Annotated in this window: 13 protein-coding genes; 3 read left to right on the top strand and 10 right to left on the bottom strand. The window is 64.8% G+C overall.

Annotation, left to right across the window (positions count from 1 at the left end; genetic code table 11):
- Positions 1-22 precede the first annotated feature (22 nt).
- The 10 genes from P5W98_RS23960 to tssA form a co-directional block, all read right to left on the bottom strand.
- Positions 23-412 carry a DUF4280 domain-containing protein gene (locus tag P5W98_RS23960; protein ID WP_421025638.1) on the bottom strand — a complete coding sequence of 130 codons (390 nt, stop codon included), beginning with the start codon at positions 410-412 and terminating at the stop codon, positions 23-25.
- A 21-nt stretch (positions 413-433) separates the two neighbouring features.
- Complete coding sequence (gene tssH, locus P5W98_RS23955; RefSeq protein ID WP_421025639.1) at positions 434-3,211, bottom strand: type VI secretion system ATPase TssH; 2,778 nt, start codon at positions 3,209-3,211, stop codon at positions 434-436.
- Between the two features lie 4 nt (positions 3,212-3,215).
- Positions 3,216-4,310, bottom strand: a complete 1,095-nt coding sequence (gene tssG / locus P5W98_RS23950) for a type VI secretion system baseplate subunit TssG (protein WP_421025640.1) — start codon at positions 4,308-4,310, stop codon at positions 3,216-3,218.
- On the bottom strand, positions 4,295-6,172 hold the full coding sequence (gene tssF / locus P5W98_RS23945; protein ID WP_421025641.1) for a type VI secretion system baseplate subunit TssF: 1,878 nt from the start codon (positions 6,170-6,172) through the stop codon (positions 4,295-4,297). The genes tssG and tssF overlap by 16 nt, the downstream gene beginning before the upstream one ends.
- 34 nt (positions 6,173-6,206) lie before the next feature.
- On the bottom strand, positions 6,207-6,719 hold the full coding sequence (gene tssE, locus P5W98_RS23940; protein ID WP_421025642.1) for a type VI secretion system baseplate subunit TssE: 513 nt from the start codon (positions 6,717-6,719) through the stop codon (positions 6,207-6,209).
- Positions 6,712-7,578, bottom strand: coding sequence for a type VI secretion system accessory protein TagJ (locus tag P5W98_RS23935; RefSeq protein ID WP_421025643.1), 867 nt, complete (start codon positions 7,576-7,578; stop codon positions 6,712-6,714). The genes tssE and P5W98_RS23935 overlap by 8 nt, the downstream gene beginning before the upstream one ends.
- A 102-nt stretch (positions 7,579-7,680) precedes the next feature.
- Complete coding sequence (locus P5W98_RS23930; protein ID WP_421025644.1) at positions 7,681-8,169, bottom strand: Hcp family type VI secretion system effector; 489 nt, start codon at positions 8,167-8,169, stop codon at positions 7,681-7,683.
- Between the two features lie 67 nt (positions 8,170-8,236).
- On the bottom strand, positions 8,237-9,736 hold the full coding sequence (tssC, locus tag P5W98_RS23925) for a type VI secretion system contractile sheath large subunit (protein WP_421025645.1): 1,500 nt from the start codon (positions 9,734-9,736) through the stop codon (positions 8,237-8,239).
- Positions 9,737-9,828: 92 nt separating this feature from the next.
- On the bottom strand, positions 9,829-10,329 hold the full coding sequence (gene tssB, locus P5W98_RS23920; RefSeq protein WP_035521266.1) for a type VI secretion system contractile sheath small subunit: 501 nt from the start codon (positions 10,327-10,329) through the stop codon (positions 9,829-9,831).
- Between the two features lie 105 nt (positions 10,330-10,434).
- Positions 10,435-11,475, bottom strand: coding sequence for a type VI secretion system protein TssA (gene tssA / locus P5W98_RS23915; RefSeq protein ID WP_421025646.1), 1,041 nt, complete (start codon positions 11,473-11,475; stop codon positions 10,435-10,437).
- 791 nt (positions 11,476-12,266) lie between these two features.
- Between tssA and P5W98_RS23910 the strand changes: the two genes are divergently transcribed.
- The 3 genes from P5W98_RS23910 to P5W98_RS23900 all read left to right on the top strand — a co-directional run bounded on the left by P5W98_RS23910 (position 12,267) and on the right by P5W98_RS23900 (position 15,043).
- Positions 12,267-13,157 (top strand): hypothetical protein, encoded by an 891-nt coding sequence (locus tag P5W98_RS23910; protein WP_421025647.1) that lies wholly within the window; start codon positions 12,267-12,269, stop codon positions 13,155-13,157.
- Positions 13,123-14,007 carry a PP2C family protein-serine/threonine phosphatase gene (locus P5W98_RS23905; RefSeq protein WP_421025648.1) on the top strand — a complete coding sequence of 295 codons (885 nt, stop codon included), beginning with the start codon at positions 13,123-13,125 and terminating at the stop codon, positions 14,005-14,007. Before P5W98_RS23910 ends, P5W98_RS23905 begins: the two co-directional genes overlap by 35 nt.
- Before the next feature lie 85 nt (positions 14,008-14,092).
- Positions 14,093-15,043, top strand: coding sequence for a LirA/MavJ family T4SS effector (locus P5W98_RS23900; protein WP_421025649.1), 951 nt, complete (start codon positions 14,093-14,095; stop codon positions 15,041-15,043).

The raw sequence follows: 15,043 nt of genomic DNA, 5'->3' as shown, positions 1-15,043 counted from the left end.
CGAAGTCATCTCAAGCAATCAGTCAGGGAATCATCGTGTTGACGGTGGCCGGATTCACGATCGACACCACGCCGCCCCAGTTGCACATGCACTTCGAGACGTTATCGAGCGAGGGCTGGTTGCCGAGCAGCACGGTCGGCGCGCCGGGGGCCCACGGCGAGAAGGTCGCGGGAATGCACGGCATGGGCGTGAGCACGCCGAGCGCCGCCGCCGTGGCCGATGCCACCGTGGGATTGGCCATCGACGAGCACACGCCGAACGGCATGATGTTGACCATCGGTATGTGGTCCATGATGTTCGCGGCGGGCGGGCCTTCGCCCATCACCTGGTTGACGGGCAGCACTACGAGGCTCGACGGCGCGGCGCCGAACGAGCATTGCAGTGTGGCCCCCATGCTGACCTGTTGAGGCATGGCAATTCTCCCAGCGCCTGTTCAGTCGAACGTATAAACGAACTCGCCGTCGTGCGCGCCCACCTGCACCTTCGTCACGCTGTCGCCATTCATCATCCGCGTGAGGAACTCGGTGGACACGCGCGGCAGCAAAGTGTTGGTCAGGATCGCGTCGATCATGCGCCCGCCGCTCTCCAGCTCCGTGCAGCGGCTCGCGATGAGCTTGACCACGTCGTCGTCGTAGAGGAACGGCACCTTGTGCGATACGCGCAGCCGCTTCTCGATGCGCGAGAGTTGCAGGCGGATGATCGCGCCCAGCATCTCGTCGGAGAGCGGGTAATACGGAATCGTCACCACGCGCCCGAGCAGCGCGGGCGGGAACACCTTGAGCAGCGGCTCGCGCAGCGCCTTCGCGATGCCCTCTGGATCAGGCATCAGTTCGGGATCCTTGCAAAGGTTCGTGATGAGATCGGTACCCGCGTTGGTGGTCAGCAAGATGAGCGTGTTCTTGAAGTCGATCACGCGGCCCTCGCCGTCTTCCATCCAGCCCTTGTCGAACACCTGGAAGAAGATCTCGTGCACGTCGGGGTGGGCCTTTTCCACCTCGTCGAGCAGCACCACGCTATAGGGACGGCGCCGCACCGCCTCGGTGAGCACACCGCCCTCGCCGTAGCCCACGTAGCCCGGCGGCGCGCCCTTGAGCGACGAAACCGTGTGCGCCTCCTGGTACTCGCTCATGTTGATCGTGATGACGTTCTGCTCGCCGCCGTAGAGCACCTCGGCCAGCGCGAGCGCGGTCTCGGTCTTGCCCACGCCCGAGGTGCCCGCGAGCATGAACACGCCGATCGGCTTGTTCGGATTGTCGAGGCCCGCGCGCGAGGTCTGGATGCGCCGCGCGATCATCTCGGTGGCGTGGCCCTGGCCGATGATGCGCTTGTTGAGATTTTCGGCGAGCTTGAGCACGTTCTCGATCTCGTTGCGCACCATGCGGCCCACGGGAATGCCGGTCCAGTCCTGCACGACCGAGGCCACGGCCTGGCGGTCGACGGTGGGCAGGATCAGCGGATCGTCGCCCTGATGGCTCGCGAGCTGCGCCTGCAATTCGCGCAATTCGGCGCGCAGCGCTTCGGGGTCGATCTGCGCGGTGGCGGCGCCCGCGCCGTTCTCCGCGCTCGCTGCGCTCGCCGCGCTTTCCGCCGCATTTTCGACTGCCGGCGCGGCGGCTGCGCTCGCGGCATCCGCACCGTCTTCCACCTTGCCGGTTTTCTCACGAAGTTGCGCGCGCAACGAAAGAATGCGCTCGACCAGTGCCTTCTCCTTCTCCCAGCGCGCTTCGAGTTCCACGAGACGCTCGCGCTCCACCGCGAGCTTTTCGCCGGCCGCCGCTTCGCGCTCGCGCGTCTCGATGCCCACGGCCTTCTCGCGGCCGATGATCTCCAGCTCCGTCTCCAGCGCTGAAATACGCTTGCGCGCATCGTCCACGGAAGGCGGCGTAGCGTGCTGGCTCACGGCCACGCGCGCGCATGCGGTGTCGAGCAGGCTCACCGACTTGTCGGGCAACTGGCGCGCCGGAATGTACCGGTGCGAAAGCCGCACGGCGGCTTCCAGCGCCTCGTCGAGCACCTGCACCTTGTGGTGTTGCTCCATCGTGGAAGCCACGCCGCGCATCATGCGGATGGCTTTTTCCTCATCGGGCTCGCCCACCTGCACGACCTGGAAGCGCCGCGTGAGCGCGGGATCCTTTTCGATGTGCTTCTTGTATTCGGCCCACGTGGTGGCCGCCACGGTGCGCAGCGTGCCGCGCGCGAGCGCGGGCTTGAGCAGGTTGGCGGCGTCGCCGGTGCCGGCCGCGCCGCCCGCGCCCACCAGCGTATGGGCTTCGTCGATAAAGAGAATCACGGGCTTTTCCGAGGCCTGCACCTCTTCGATTACCTGGCGCAGCCGGTTCTCGAATTCGCCCTTCATGCTCGCGCCGGCCTGCAACAGGCCCACGTCGAGCGCGCGCAGTTCGACATCGCGCAGCGAAGGCGGCACGTCGCCCGCAACGATGCGCTGCGCAAAGCCCTCCACCACCGCCGTCTTGCCCACGCCGGCTTCGCCCGTGAGGATCGGGTTGTTCTGGCGGCGGCGCATGAGGATGTCCACCACCTGGCGGATTTCCTCGTCGCGGCCCACGATGGGATCGAGCTTGCCGCTGCGCGCCTGCTCGGTGAGATCGGTCGTGAAGCGGCGCAGCGCTTCCTGCTTGCCCATCGCCGCCGGGGGCATGCCTGCAGCATCCGCTCCAGCGCCCGCTCCCGCGCTGGCGTTCGCATTGAAGCCGTCGCTCGCGCCCATTGCCGCTTCGGGTGAATCGCGCAGCAGGCGGTCGAATTCCTCACACAGCGCATCGAGCTTGATCAACTCGAACTGCCGCGAGATGCCATAGAGGGTATTGCGCAGCGAAGGTGTCTTCAGGAGTCCAACCATTAGATGCCCGGTGCGCACCTGCGATTCGCCGAACATCAGCGAGCCGAACACCCAGCCGCGCTCGACGGCCTCTTCCACCTGCGAGGAAATGTCCGTGACCGACCCCGCGCCGCGCGGCAGCCGGTCGAGCGCCGCCGTGAGATCGCTTGCGAGCCGCGCGGGATCGATCCCGTAGTGGCGCGCGAGCCGGTGCAGGTCCGAGTCCTGCAACTGGAGAATCTGATGAAACCAGTGCACAAGCTCGATATACGGATTGCCGCGCAAACGGCAAAACATGTTCGCACTTTCGAGCGCGCGAAAGCCTAGCTGGTTGAGCTTGCCAAAGAGCGCTGCCCGCTTGATTTCGGCCATGTCTTCATTCTCCCGGGTGAAGGTCGAGCGCTGCGGCGTGTTCCGTCGCTCGTTGCACGTCTTCCTGCTTCCGCTCGCGCGCGGCAGCGCCGCTTGCGGGATTGAGTTTCAGCTGCTTCTGATCGCCTTGCGCCGCCCCGCTGAGCACCCAGCTCGTGAGCCCGAGCCGCGCGTGGCGGCCCAGCTTCAGGCGCGGCACCTCGGCCTCGCGCAATTGCAGGTTCACGTCCCAGTCGAGGCCGTCGCGCACATAGTTGCAAACCCAGTCGGCGAGCCGCTTGAGGCTGTCGCCGCCGGGCAGGAAACGCTCGTAATCGGCCATCGAAAGCGGGCCGATGACGATGCGAAACTTATGCTGGCAATCCCATACGCGCGCGCCGAGCAGCGTGGAAACCCCGAGCGCCGACGATCCGTCGCGCAAGCCCATGCGCGTGCGCGTCTCGGCGGGCAGCGGCATCCAGTGGCCCACCCATTCCTCGATCGACACGGGCAGCCGGAAAAAGCGCGCGAGAATCAGCGCGAAGCCCGCGGCGGGGCGCGTGCGCGAACCGAGCAGCCCCGCGAAATGGAGCTTCGCGAAATCGGGTACGGTATCGCGCCCGCGCAGCGCCTCCTCGCCCATGCCGAAAGTCGAGCCCACATACATCGCGAAGCGGTCGCGTCCCGGGCGCTCGAGGCTCACCGCCGGCTGGGCATTGGCCCACGCGCGGTAGAACAGGCTCGTCATGCGGTGATGGAACAAGTCCAGAAAGCGCGCGAAGGTGGGATCGTCGGCGTTGCGCTCGCGGTCGCGGATATATTCGGTCAGATGCGTGGGCAGCGCGCCATGCGGCCCGAGCAGGCCGAAGAAGTTCACGGCCAGGCGCGGCGCCATGCCCCCTTCCCCATGATCGTGCTGCGAGAACGCGGCCAGCGTGGTCGGATGAAACACGAGTTCGGGCCGCTGCGTGAAGCGCACGGCGTCGTCGCGCGGGCGCAGCGACTCGCCCACGCGCGGCTGCGCGGCCCACGCGTTTTCGATCAGGCGCACGGCCTGAAAGAAGTCGAAGCGGTACGCCTCGTCTTCGAGCAGCTTCAGCACGGTCAGAGCGTCACGCATTGTCCCGCCCTCGCAGGCCAGCGCATGATCTCGCCGCGTGCCGTGGTGCGCACCACCGTCTCGGTGAACGAATTCATCGAGACGTACAGTGAAAAATATCGCGCGAGCACCGCGCCCAGCACGAAGGCCCCCGAACCCTCGAAGGCGGTTTCGTCGAACGTCACGCTCACCTGCTGGCCGCGCCCGAACACGATCGGCCCCGGCACGGGCAGCCGGCGCGTGACCGGTTTGGCCTCGACCGAGCGCACGCCTTCGATCTGCCGCTGCGCGGCCGGATCGTCGACGGGGCAATAGAGGCTCAGCAAGTCGCGCAGCGCCCGCGCGCCTGTGGAGGCATTCGTATCGATCAGCGACTCGTAGTTCAACGATAAATGGCTCAGCAACCGCCAAGCCACCGCGCCGTGCGCGAACGACGGCAAGGGCCGGCTCGGCCCGCTCACGCAGCGCACGCTCTCCACGGGTGCTTCCACGCCGAGCGTGAAATCCGATGCGCCGGTGCCGGTGGCCAACGTGAGCGGCAAATCGCGGTTGGTGCACAGCACCTTGAGGCCGAGCTGGCGCAGATCCGCGCGATACGGCGCATTGGCCGCATCGACGAGTGCGATGAAGGTTTCGCTGCCGAGGTAACTGGTGCGCTGGCCGCGCTCGCGCGCGCGCGAAGATTGCAAGCGCCGTTCGCGGCGCACCTGGTAGTACGCGCTGCCCTGCTCGGCCGCCGACAAATCGCGCGCGTGATAGAAGGGCTCGAAGCGTTGCTCGTCGTTCGAACCCGCGCCGTGTCCCGTGACTTCCTCGATGCGATAAATCTCGAAGTCGAGCGGCCGCGTGCGGTCCGCAATCACCTGATACTCGAATTGCGCGGGATCGAAGGCGATACGGTCGGCGCGGCGCGCGAACAGATTGATCGCTGGTGTGCAATGGAGCGAGAAGTGGCTCGCGTCGAGCGTCTGTTCGAGCAGCGGGTCGGCGCGGTCGAGCAGCACGATCACTTCCACTTCGCTTTCGGCGCACGCGCGCAGCGCGCTCTGCAAGCCGTCGATGGCAACGAACAAAAAGCGCTGCGGAAACGCAAAATATTCCTGCAGCAGACGGAATCCCTGAAATGACTGGCCGCTCACGGGCAGCAGCGCTTCGCTGTCGTCGAAGCCGACCGGCTTGACGGCGCTCTTCGGCAACAGCCGGTGCCATGGCGCGGGCCGCGCGACCGGCAGCACCGCCACGCCCACGGAACTGGCGAGCAGGCGCTCGTAAATTCGCGCAGGCAGCGAATCCGCGCCGCGCAAATAGAGCGTGAGCGTATCGAGCGCAAGCTGGCTGAACTTCACGCCGCCAGTGGTGCGCAAGCGCAGCCGCACGCCTGCCTTCACACCGGGCGGTAGCGCCATGTCGGCGCCGCCGAGCGCGCCGGTATGCGTGAAGAACTTCGCCTCGACGATCTCCACGGGCCACAGCGTGAGCGCATGCGCCGTGCGGTATTCGCAGCGCGTCGAACCGTTCTTGTCGAGCACCGCGTGCAGCGCGCTGCCGCGCTGCACGGTCACGCCGCCCGCAAGCGCCGGATGTGCGAGATCGGGCTGCATGCGCACCACTGTCATCGACGGCGTGGGCGCGAGGTAATGCGGATACACCAGCTCCATGAGATGCTGGGTGAAGCGCGGAAACTCGGCGTCGATTTTCAACTGCACGCGCGCCGCGAGAAAGCTGAAACCTTCGAGCAGGCGCTCGACATAGGGGTCGGCGCATTCGAGCCCTTCGAGACCGAGGCGCGCCGCAACCTTCGGAAACTCGCGCGCGAATTCGCTGCCCATCTCGCGCAAATGCGCGAGTTCCTGGTTGTAGTAGCGGATCAGGTCGGGGTTCATCGTCGCTTGTGCGTTGCTTGTGCGTGGTGGTTTTTCAGCGCGCCGCGCCCTGGTCGATCACGCGCACCTCGCCGCCCTCGAGATCGAGTTCGGTGCGAAAGTAAAGCCGCTCCGGATACGGCTGCGCCCACAAGTCCCCTTCGATCGCGAACACCACCGTGTTGTGGTGCCCGGTCGTTTCCTCCTTGAGCACTGCCGTCACCTTCACCGTGTCGCGCAGAATGCGCGGCTCGAACGCCACGATCACGTCGCGTATCTGCCGCTCGAGGCGCGCGAGGTTCATGCCCGATGCCGTCTTGCCCGCGATATCGGGAAAGCCGTAGTTGAGCACCGAGCGCTCGACGAGCGGCCATGCCGAGAGATCCTGCACGCTGCCGAGCCCGCTCGCATTGAGCAGCCACGCCAGATCGCGCTGCACGCCCAGACGCAGCGCGCGCATCGAGAGCACGCGGCGCTCGCGGCTCTCGACCTTCGTGCCGGGCTCGAGATCGGTCAGGCGGTCGAGCAGCGAGGGCTGCAGCCGGTCGCGTCCCGTCAGCTCAGCCATGGTCTTGCGCGCGGTCTTGCGTCGCTTCGCCCGCAGGCGCCTCTGCATCGAGCACGAGCGTGCGCACGTCGAACAGCGCGTAGTCGTTCTCGTCGGTCGTGAACATGCGCTGCCCGACCGGGCGCGCCTCGTCGAATTCCCCGCTGCCCGCGTCGGTCCATTCAGTTGCGCGAGCGAGCGCCAGTGCATTGGCATCGGACGCCGAGTGGGTCACATTCGCGGTCAAGGTGCCGGGATAGCGCGCCGGAATCAGTCCCGCCGCCTGGCCGTCGTTGGCCCACGTGAATACGGCCGGCATCCACACGCGGTCGCGCAGGTCGTCCGGCGCTTCGAGCTCGATATGGCGGATGCGCTCGAACGGCACCCAGTAATAGCGGCCGTTGAGAATCACTTCGAGCGTGGGGCCGAGGCGCGAATCGGCGTCGGCGATCCACGCGAACGGCACGCCGTTGAGCGTGCCCGTCGTGGGGCGCGCCTGCTCGAGTGCATTGGCGCGGCACGCGGCCGCCGCCCTGGAATCGCCCGAGCCCTCGAGACGCAACGCTTCGATCAGGAGTGCGAGCCATGCAGTGGGCTCGCCGAAAATGAGCGGCGCGCGCCGCCCGGCGAATACGTCCTCGCGCAGCGCCTCGCACTGGAGCGCATCGCGATAGAGCTGCACCATCGGCAGCGCGGCGGCGTCGAGATCGCCCACCACGTTGAGCTGCGTGAGCGCGCGCTCCCACGCGCCGCGCACGGCGAGCAGCTGAAACAGGAACACGCGGTACGACACGTTGGCCGGGTTGCCGCGCACCTGGTCCTGCAACTGCTTCAGGCACGCGTCGAGGTCACCGGCGCGCAAGCTCTCTTCTGCTGTCATTGTCGATTGGCTCCGTCAAGCCAGCATTCATGGGCGTCGGTCGGGGGCTGCAATACATGTGGCGGCGCACGCCCCTCGCGCGCGCCGCCACCGTCCCGCGGCTTACTCCGCGACGTTCTTCGCGATGTCCCACTTGGTCTCGACCACGCCGCCTTCCTTCTCGCCCGTGGCGCTTTGCGGCTGGTACTCCACGTGGTACTTCTCGAAGTTCAGCGAGATGTTCTCCGTGAAGCGGTCCTCGCCGCCCGAGCCACCTTCACTGATCGACGAGATCAGCACCTTCGTGAAGGTGATCTTGAAGTATTCGAGCGGTGACTTGCCGCCGGCCTTGCGCACCGTGAGCACCGCGGTGGGATAGTGGCTGCCGCTCGCGCACGCGCCCATCAGCACCGGCGTGGCCTTGTCGACATACTTCGTGAACGAAAGATCCTGCACGGACACCTTGCCTGCGCCGCCGCCCGTGCCCAGGTGCATCGTGCCACTCTGCGACATGCCCCAGCTCCACGCGAGCACGTCGATTTCGCCCCCATGCGTCTTGTCCTGCGACTCGCCCGCCACGTCGCCAATCTTGATGAAAATATCAACGGCCATTTCTGTTCTCCACTTGGAAAGTTTGCGTCAGTTCGCGCCGGTACGCGGCCATGCACACGGACTTACGTTATGCCGCCTTGGCGGACGGCAACTTGGACACCAGCCGCAACGACACGGTGAGGCCCTCGAGCTGGTAATGCGGACGCAGGAAGAATTTGGACGTGTAATAGCCCGGATTGCCCTCGACTTCCTCGATCACGACTTCGGCTGCGGCAAGCGGGCGGCGCGATTTGGTTTCCTCACTCGAGTGCGCGGGGTCGCCGTCCACGTATTGCAAGATCCAGTTCTGCAGCCAGCGCTGCATGTCGTCTTTCTCCTTGAAGCTGCCGATCTTGTCGCGCACGATGCACTTGAGGTAGTGCGCGAAGCGGCTGCACGCGAACAGATACGGCAGGCGCGCCGCAAGATTGGCATTCGCGGTGGCGTCGGGGTCCTCGTACTCGGCCGGCTTGTGCAACGACTGTGCGCCGATGAACGCCGCGAAGTCAGAGTTCTTCTTGTGCACGAGCGGCATGAAGCCGTTCTTCGCGAGTTCGGCCTCGCGGCGGTCGCTGATGGCGATCTCGGTCGGGCACTTCATGTCCACGCCGCCATCGTCGGTCGGGAACGAATGCACGGGCAGGTTCTCGACCGCGCCGCCCGATTCGATACCGCGAATACGCGAGCACCAGCCGTACTGCTTGAACGAGCGGTTGATGTTGGTGGCCATCGCATAGGCGGCGTTGGCCCACGCATACTTCTTGCTGTCCGCGCCCGCGGTGTCTTCCTCGAAGGCGAACTCGTCGACCGGGTTGGTCTTCGCGCCATAGGGCGCGCGCGCAAGAAAACGCGGCATGGCGAGACCGATATAGCGCGAGTCTTCCGATTCGCGCAGCGAGCGCCACGCGGCGTGCTCGGGCGTCTGGAAGATCTTCGTGAGGTCGCGCGGATTGGCGAGCTCCTGCCACGATTCCATCAGCATGACCGAAGGATCGGCGCCCGTGATGAACGGCGCGTGCGAGGCGGCGGCGACCTTGGCGACCTGAGTGAGCAGGTCGACATCCGGACCGCTGTTGTCGAAGTAATAGTCGGCCACCAGCGCACCATACGGCTCGCCGCCGAACTGGCCGTACTCTTCTTCATAGAGCTTCTTGAACAGCGGGCTCTGGTCCCACGCGGTGCCCTTGTACTTCTTGAGCGTCTTGTGCAGCTCGTTCTTCGAGATGTTCATCACGCGGATCTTGAGCGTCTCGTCGGTCTCGGTGTTGTTCACCAGATAGTGCAGACCTCGCCAAGCGCTCTCCACCTTCTGAAACGCCTCGGTGTGGATGATCAGGTTCACCTGGTCAGTGAGCTTCTGGTCGATCTGCGCGATCAGCGACTCGATGGTCGCGAGCACGTCGCCCGACACGACGTTGGTGTCGCGCAGCGCCTGCTCGGCCAGCGTGCGCACGGCCGACTCGACGGCCTCCTTCGCCTTGTCGCTGCGGGGCTTGAATTCCTTTTCCAGCAGGCTCGCGAACTCGCTCGCCTCGAGTGCTTCGCCGCCCTGCCGGGCTTCCTGCTGTTGGGTACTGGGTTCGGCCATGTCAGACTCCCTCTCGACGGATGGCTAACTAGATAGTTAACAAATAGCCAACGATAGCTAACGGGTGGGTGCGCGCATCACCGCGCGCGGCGCTATTCCTGCGGCTTGGGCGCGGAGGCCAGCGCCTGCAGCAGTGCCGGATCGTTGAGCAGTTTCTGGATCAGATCCTCGGCGCCCGTCTTGCCGTCCATATAGGTCAAGAGGTTCTGCAACTGGCCGCGCGCCTCCAGCAGCTTCGCGAGCGAATCCACCTTGCGCGCGACGGCGGCCGGCGAGAAGTCGTCCATGCTCTCGAAGGTCATCTCCACCGCAAGATTGCCCTCGCCCGTGAGCATGTTCGGCACCTGCACGGCCACGCGCGGCTTCATCGATTTCAGGCGCTCATCGAAGTTGTCGACATCGATCTCGAGGAACTTGCGCTCGGCCACGGGCGCAAGCGGCTCGGCAGGCTGCCCGGACAGATCGGACATGACGCCCATCACGAACGGCAGATTGATCTTCTTTTCCGAGCCGTATACCTCTACGTCGTACTCGATCTGCACGCGCGGCGCCCGGTTGCGCGCGATGAACTTCTGGCTGCTTTCTTTAGCCACGGCCTTTCCCCTCGTCGATGCCGCGGCGGCGCGCATTGGGGCGCGCCGCGGGGCGGCGTTGCGGATAAACCAGCGCCTGCTCACACGAACAACAGGCCCTTAACGTCACTCCTCGCTCTGGACGCCGCCGATCTGGCGCGCCTGCGCAAGCCCGTCGGGCGCGAGATCTTCCAGAATCTCCATGAAATTCTTGTCGACGAGCCGACGCGCCCGCTTGAGCAGCAAGGGCACAGGGCTCCCCGGCTCATACGTTTCGTAGTACTTGCAGATGCGATCGAGGGCGCGCAGCACGTCCTCGCGCGACTCGACTTCGCCCGGCGCGCGCGCGGGCGCTGCGGCAACGGCCACGGCGGGCGCCCCGCCAGGCGCGCCGTCTTGCGCGAGCTCCGCTGGCGCGGATGCCTGCTCCTCGGGCACGCGCTCGCCAAGAAATGCCACGGCATGGCGCAGCTGCCGCGTGAGCGGGTCCATGTCGATCGCCTGCGCCGCGCCCACGTTGTTCATGATCACCGTCTCGATGCGCGTCGCAGCCTCGAGCGCACGCCGCAAGGCAGCGAGCGATTCGCGCGCGTTCTCGCCCGCATCGCTGATCGCGAGATCGATCGAGCTGAGCGTGGGCGCGGTCACGCCCGCCGGCACGGCAATCTCGCCGGTTGCGTATTCGACGTCGCGCAGCGTCACCTCGCCGTGCGCGCGCGAAATGGCGAGCGCCGCTTCGCGCACCTCGGCCAGCGTGGTGGTGGAGTCGACGAGACCCGCGAGCGCGTTCACGCGCGCGGTGGGATCGTTGTCGTCGTCGGGATCGAGCTGCGGATACAGATGCGCCCAGCGTTGTTCGAGCATGCCGGCGATCAGGTCGAGGCCTTCACTAAAGCCGCCAAAGCCGGTGCGATTGAGCAGCGCGCGCGCCAGATGCGCGGCCACGCGCAGATCGCGGCTTTTCTCCAGCAGGGACAGTGCGAGCGCCTGCGCCTCCTTCCAGTCGGGCGGAACGGCCTCGACCACAGTGCTGCCATACTGCACGTCGGGCTTGCCGTGCACGACGCGCTCGAGTTCGAGAAACGCCGGATCGTATTCGACGTCCTCGCCGCAAGGCAACGCGGAAGACACTTCCGCGAGCAGCGCCCCGGCATCTAGCATGGCCATGGTCCGTGGTCCGTGTGGAATTGGTTATGTTCTGGTTACTGCCCGGGCAAGCGTATTAAGGCGGATAAAAAATTGCATGGCGCGCGGCTGAACCTATTTCTGATATTTCCTGGTACAGCGGAGTCCGAATTCGCAAGCGCCATCGGTGCTCGAAGCTTAACGAGTCGCTATCAGAATAGCACGGCGGGTACAAAAGAAAAGCGCACCTCGATGCAAACCATGTTCCCGATTTTTCATAAATTCGCCACGCATTTAATCCAGTTGTCTTTCAAGTAGTCGTTGTGACATGCAGGCAATCGTCCAAACCTCGATCTCGCCTTGTCCGGCATGTCCGGGCGCGCGATCCAGACGCATCTTACTGCAGTGGAATCGCTCCCACACAGACGCTTTCAGCCCTTATTTTCCAAGGGTTAACCATCATGCAGGATGACTATAAAAGTGAGTCTCGCCTGGCGTCATCCCATGCCTTGAAGCACGTGACGTTCGCTAACGAAGGATACCGAACGATCGACTCTTCTCCGTCACATGTTCGATAACGCGCGTGCGCTTTATCGCCACGTAATCCGAATTCATTATTCTGATCGCGTAAACCACTAGAGCCGATCTTTTAGAATTTTTATTCACCGAACGGCTAGATGTTTTAAAACACGCCATTGCAGATTTTCACGCTTGTCATACGCACGGCCAGCTAATAGACTCGACGTGAACCCGCTACAGCCAATCCAACGATTCATGCATGCTGGATGCGCGCCACGCGAAGCGAGCCTAAAAACGCGATACGAGGGGAAAACGTGTCGAACATCGAAAGCGCAGCGCTCATGGAGGGCATGGACAATCCGTGCACGCTGCCCGATCTCTGGCAGCGGCGCACTGCTCTGAACCATGCAGAAATGGCTTCGCTCTATACCATCGTGCAGCGCGCACTGACCGGCTATCACCCGTTCGAGCTTCAAGCGCTGGCCGAAGACAAGGAAGAGCTCATTTCGCAGTTTCTCTTCAGCAAGGTCTTTCGCCTCGAAACGCCCGCAGCCGAATTAATGAGCTTTCCGGCGCATAGCGCGCCCTCGAACAACCACGCCGTGTGCAGCTATTTCCGCCGCTACCTGATCGACTGCCTGCGCAGCGCGAGCCATCGGCGCAACGTTTCGATCGACGAGAACGAGGTGCTGGCCGAACTCGATCAGCGCAGCGCCATGCACGCCGATCCGGTCAGCGCCGCGCTGTTCCAGTACGGCCTCGACGAGGACAGCGTGCGCGCCTCGGCCGTGCGCTTCATCAGCGGCCTCGACGAAGCCGCGCGACTGCTGCTCGCCGGCACGCTCGGCTGGCTCTCCGCCGAAAAGGGCGGGCTTGCGCAAATCGCCGCACGCTACGGCATCGCCTCGTATCACCATCGCGCGCGCAAGCTGGGCGTCACGCTGCGCAAAGGGGCGATGCCCGCCGACTTCGCGCGCACCGGCATTGGACGCTGGATCGAAGAAACGCTGGGCATCGAGATCGCGGTCGAGAACCGCATTGCGCTGCTCGCCGTGCTCGGCATTCTCGCGGAGCAATCGCAACTCGCGCAGGGCGCGCCGCGCGCGCGGCACGAGCACGGCGCGCGTGCGGCACCGGTGCCGGCCCCGGCGCAACAGTGCGCGCCGATGCATGACCCGCATTGCAACCACGAACTTCACGAGTGACCACGGGGAAGCCCGCAACGAGACGGGAGCGCAAGTGCAACTGGCCTTCGCAAGCCTGACCGATCCGGGCGGGCGGCAGCGCAACGAAGACTCGCTTGGCGACTGGTCGAGCGGGCGGCTGTTCTACTGCGTGGTCGCCGATGGCGCGGGCGGCCACGGCGGCGGCGACACCGCATCGGCCATCGTGGTCGACACAGTGCTCGCCGACCTGCGCTATCTCACGCTTGCCGAGTTGCCGCCCACGGGCGAGCGCCTCGCCAACGCGCTCGCGCATGCGAACGCCAACATCGTGGAAGAGCAGGCGCACGGCGGCACTGCGCTGCGCGACATGCGCTCCACGGCCACGCTGCTCGCGATCGACCGCGAACGGCGCACCGCGGCCTGGGCGCATTGCGGCGACACGCGGCTCTACTGCTTCCGCGCGGGCGAGATCGTCGCGCAGACGCGCGACCACAGCATGGTGCAGGACATGGTGGACGCGCGCCTCATCAGCGCCGCGGACGCGCGCCATCACCCGCGCCGCAACGTGCTGTTCTCGGCGCTCGGCACGCTCGAAGGGCTAAATATCGCGGCGCGGCCCGGCACGTTCGGGCTATGCGCACGCGACGCGTTCCTGATCTGCACCGATGGTCTTTGGGAGTACGTAGAAGAGGCCACCATGCTCGAGACGCTCGCGCAGGCCGCGAGCCCGCGCGCGTGGCTGGAGGCGCTGGCCGCGCATGTCCGCGCTCACGCGAGAGCGGGCAACGACAACTTCAGCGCGAGCGCGATCTGGGTAGAGGCCGATGAAACTGTCGACGTGCCGAACCCTAAGGATTCCGACGCAACCCTGTTGATCCCACCATCCTGAATATCGCAACAGCCCGTGCATTGAAAACCGATGTTGCGGCGGCCACGCCGGCGCGATGGTTGCTGCCATCCCATGGAGAATCAAGATGAAATCGCTGGAAGAGATTCGTGCAGAATTGAAAGTAGCCTTCGATGACAAGGACCTGAAGGTCGATGGCAAGCTGTTGAGCGAGTCGCCCCATTTCAACGATTATCTGCGGATGGGCTTCTATCTGTCCTGCGGCCTGCGAGGCAACCTCCGCGGTGAACCCGTCATTCGGAATGCCTTGATCGCGCTGGATGCGGACATGACGCAGCGGATAAACAAATACTATTCCGCCAAATCGCGGGCGATCGATTACTTCCAGAATCAGCAGGCGGCCTACAAGGCGAATAAGGCTCCGCCGAAGAAGGACAGCGACTTCTCCAAGCTTCTGACGGCCTCGCTGGACGAGTTCGAGCGCGCCCACGGATTCGTGGTTGTCGGCGACCGGCTCCCGAACTATGCCGGCTTCGTCTACGGGAATGTGTTCAAGGAGTCGCTGGCGCTGAAGCAGCACTGGAAGGATGTTGGCGCTGGAGAGAAGCACGGTGAATACAGCCACCGCCTGCAGTGGTACATCCTGATCCGGGCGGGCGCGTTCAAGACCGTGCCGGTGAACCAGGAAGCCACGGTATTCGCCAGCATCGCACCGTGGCAGAAGGGCAAGACCAATCTGTGGACCTTCCTCCTCGATCAACTGACCACGGACCCCTCGATCGGCAACGACAAGCTCGACTTTCGCTCCCCGGAAAATCTCAACATGTGGCTGGTTGGCGATGCGTCGCCGGAATTTTGCCCGGTCCTGCGAGCGTTTCTGCGCGCCCGCATGGCCAAGCGCGAATCCACGTACAACATGCGCGATTATCTCGTCAAGAAGCTGAGGAAATCGGAAGAGGAAGTGGACGAGATCATCACCTATATGCAAATGGAGAAGATGGAGAACCGCAATGCATCGGCGCGCATCGCCTTCCCGAAGGGGGCCAATCCCAAGTTCGATCCCTATGTGAGAACCTAG

Source organism: Paraburkholderia sp. A1BS-2L, from assembly GCF_051125205.1.
In the GTDB taxonomy this organism is placed as follows: Bacteria; Pseudomonadota; Gammaproteobacteria; order Burkholderiales; family Burkholderiaceae; genus Paraburkholderia.
Note: the sequence above shows the minus strand (reverse complement) of the source record. Positions and strands in the feature narration are given on the sequence as shown.

What these genes read in the sequence shown, in the direction of transcription:
- tssE (WP_421025642.1), bottom strand. Translation starts at nt 6,719, where the DNA reads ATGGCTGAGCTGACGGGACGCGACCGGCTGCAGCCCTCGCTGCTCGAC.
- P5W98_RS23905 (WP_421025648.1), top strand. Translation starts at nt 13,123, where the DNA reads ATGACCCGCATTGCAACCACGAACTTCACGAGTGACCACGGGGAAGCC.
- tssC (WP_421025645.1), bottom strand. Translation starts at nt 9,736, where the DNA reads ATGGCCGAACCCAGTACCCAACAGCAGGAAGCCCGGCAGGGCGGCGAA.
- P5W98_RS23960 (WP_421025638.1), bottom strand. Translation starts at nt 412, where the DNA reads ATGCCTCAACAGGTCAGCATGGGGGCCACACTGCAATGCTCGTTCGGC.
- tssF (WP_421025641.1), bottom strand. Translation starts at nt 6,172, where the DNA reads ATGAACCCCGACCTGATCCGCTACTACAACCAGGAACTCGCGCATTTG.
- tssH (WP_421025639.1), bottom strand. Translation starts at nt 3,211, where the DNA reads ATGGCCGAAATCAAGCGGGCAGCGCTCTTTGGCAAGCTCAACCAGCTA.
- P5W98_RS23930 (WP_421025644.1), bottom strand. Translation starts at nt 8,169, where the DNA reads ATGGCCGTTGATATTTTCATCAAGATTGGCGACGTGGCGGGCGAGTCG.
- P5W98_RS23900 (WP_421025649.1), top strand. Translation starts at nt 14,093, where the DNA reads ATGAAATCGCTGGAAGAGATTCGTGCAGAATTGAAAGTAGCCTTCGAT.
- tssA (WP_421025646.1), bottom strand. Translation starts at nt 11,475, where the DNA reads ATGGCCATGCTAGATGCCGGGGCGCTGCTCGCGGAAGTGTCTTCCGCG.
- tssG (WP_421025640.1), bottom strand. Translation starts at nt 4,310, where the DNA reads ATGCGTGACGCTCTGACCGTGCTGAAGCTGCTCGAAGACGAGGCGTAC.
- P5W98_RS23935 (WP_421025643.1), bottom strand. Translation starts at nt 7,578, where the DNA reads ATGACAGCAGAAGAGAGCTTGCGCGCCGGTGACCTCGACGCGTGCCTG.